Origin of the sequence: Lentilactobacillus sp., from assembly GCF_040773105.1 — a bacterium.
In the GTDB taxonomy this organism is placed as follows: domain Bacteria; phylum Bacillota; class Bacilli; order Lactobacillales; family Lactobacillaceae; genus Lentilactobacillus; species Lentilactobacillus parabuchneri.
This window is the reverse complement of record NZ_JAXGWW010000269.1, coordinates 1-2,630: the sequence shown is the minus strand read 5'-3', so window position 1 is coordinate 2,630 and position 2,630 is coordinate 1. Positions and strand designations below refer to the sequence as shown.

General features: G+C 41.0%; 2 protein-coding genes. Both read left to right on the top strand.

All coding sequences use genetic code 11. The features are described from left to right. A partial coding sequence (gene fusA / locus AB3112_RS10530; RefSeq protein WP_367334458.1) for an elongation factor G occupies positions 1 to 1,936 on the top strand: 1,936 nt, incomplete at its 5' end. 371 nt (positions 1,937 to 2,307) lie between these two features. Then, entirely contained in the window at positions 2,308 to 2,616 is a 309-nt protein-coding gene (gene rpsJ / locus AB3112_RS10525) for a 30S ribosomal protein S10 (protein ID WP_013728505.1), read from the top strand. The last annotated feature ends 14 nt before the right edge of the window (positions 2,617 to 2,630 follow it).

The following is a 2,630-nucleotide window of genomic DNA, read 5'->3' as shown; positions in this document are numbered from 1 at the left end:
CCAAGAACAGGAACGTGGGATTAAGATAACTTATGCCGCTACAACGGCAAAATGTAAAGACCACCGTATCAATATCATTTATACAACAGGACACGTGGATTTCACTGATGAAGTTGAACGTTCACTTCGTGTTTTGGATGGTGCGATCGCCGTTTTAGATGGTCAAGCTGGTGTAGAGCCACAGACAGAAACTGTTTGGCGTCAGGCATCCGACTATGACGTTCCCCGTATTGTTTTTGTTAACAAGATGGATAAGCTTGGTGCAGACTTTGACTTTTCAGTTAAGTCAATTGCAGATCGTTTGAATGCAAAGCCTCTTGCTATCCAAATGCCAATTGGTGCCGAAGATGCTTTCGAAGGGGTTATTGACCTTATCGAAATGAAAGCTGATCTTTATGATGAAGATAAGCTTGGTACTGAATGGGATACAGTTGACGTTCCAGATGACTATAAAGAAGAAGCCACTAAGCGTCGTGCCCAATTGATCGAAGACCTTGCAGATGTTGATGACGATATCATGAACAAATACCTGGAAGGTGAAGAGATCCCAGTTCCTGAAATTAAGGCTGCTATTCGTAAAGCAACTTTGAACTTGGAATTGTTCCCAGTGCTGGCTGGTTCAGCTTTCAAGAACAAGGGTGTTCAAATGTTGATGGATGCAGTTATTGACTACTTGCCATCACCACTTGATGTTAAGCCTTATAAAGCAACTGACCCTGAAACCGGTGAAAACATCGAATTGAAGGCTAATGATGACGCAAGTTTTGCCGCTTTGGCATTCAAGATTGCAACCGATCCTTTCGTTGGTCGTTTGACTTATATTCGTGTTTACTCAGGTACCCTTGAATCAGGTTCTTACATTTTGAACGCAACTAAAGACAAGCGTGAGCGTGTTGGACGTTTGCTTCAAATGCATTCAAATCACCGTCAAGAAATTCCAGAAGTATTCTCTGGTGATATTGCGGCAGCTATCGGTTTGAAGAACACCACAACCGGTGATTCATTGACTGATGTTGATCACCCACTTCACTTGGAATCAATGGAATTCCCTGACCCAGTTATTCAGGTTGCCGTTGAGCCTAAGACCAAAGCTGACCAAGACAAGATGAACGTTGCGCTTCAAAAGTTATCTGAAGAAGATCCAACCTTTAAAGCAACGACTAACCCTGAAACCGGTGAAACATTAATCGCCGGAATGGGCGAGTTGCATTTGGATATCATCATTGACCGTATGAAACGTGAATTTAACGTTGAAGCCACTGTTGGTGCCCCACAAGTTTCATATCGTGAAGCATTCACTAAAACAACCAAGGCTCAAGGTAAGTTCATTCGTCAGTCTGGTGGTAAAGGTCAATATGGTGATGTTTGGATTGAATTTACGCCAAACGAAGAAGGAAAAGGATTTGAATTCGAAGATGCCATCGTTGGTGGTGTTGTTCCTCGTGAATACATCCCAGCCGTTGAACAAGGTTTGAAAGAATCATTGGCAAACGGCGTCCTTGCCGGATATCCATTGATTGACTTGAAAGCCAAGTTATATGATGGTAGTTATCATGAAGTCGATTCTAGTGAAGCTGCATTTAAGGTAGCTGCATCAATCGCGCTTCGTAATGCTGCTAAGACCGCTGCACCTGTTATCTTGGAACCAATCATGAAAGTTGATATTAATGTCCCTGAAGAATACATGGGTGACATTATGGGCCAAGTAACTGCTAGACGTGGACGTGTTGATGGAATGGAAAGCCGAAGCGGTGCTGAAGTTATTCATTCATTCGTCCCATTAGCTGAAATGTTTGGTTATGCAACAACGCTTCGTTCTGCATCACAAGGTCGTGGTACATTTACAATGACCTTTGATCACTACGAGCCAGTTCCAAAGAGTATTCAAGCTGAAATCATCAAGAAGAACGGTGGAAATCAACCAGCCGAAGATTAATTCAGTTAAGAGATCGGAATTTAATTCCGGTCTCTTTTTTTATAAATTTGTTTGTTGAATCAACAAAATGCGTTTATAATAAACAGGTTGAAGTCAGTTACGCTCATTTAGTCATTAAATAAAATTGTTTGAACAGGTTGTTTCGTAACAGAAATATTACAAATTGAATTTATTGCTGTTAACACTTGTTTTGTGCGGCTTTTTTTAGTACACTATTTGAGTACTTGTTTTTAGGGATAAGTTTGCCCTAAACGAGTTTGTATTAGCTTTGATGTGAAAGGTTGCGACACACCCGGATGCTTTGCCATGGGTTTGGCGGTAATTTTCACGGAGTTAGTCCTATTTTCAAAATAGACGAAGGAGGGAACACAATGGCAAAACAAAAAATTCGAATTCGGTTGAAGGCATACGAGCATCGTATCTTAGACCAATCCGCAGACAAGATTGTTGCAACTGCGCAAAGAACTGGAGCTACTATTTCAGGTCCAATTCCATTGCCAACTGATCGTACAATCTACACGGTTTTAGCTTCACCACATAAGTTTAAGGATTCTCGTGAGCAATTTGAAATCTTAACTCACAAGCGATTAATCGATATTTTAAATCCAACACCAAAGACTGTCGACTCATTAATGAAGCTCGACCTGCCAAGCGGTGTGGACATTGAAATCAAACTATAGTAAATACAATATAT

Excerpts from the sequence above, each read along its gene's own strand:
- rpsJ (WP_013728505.1), top strand. The coding sequence starts at position 2,308 with ATGGCAAAACAAAAAATTCGAATTCGGTTGAAGGCATACGAGCATCGT.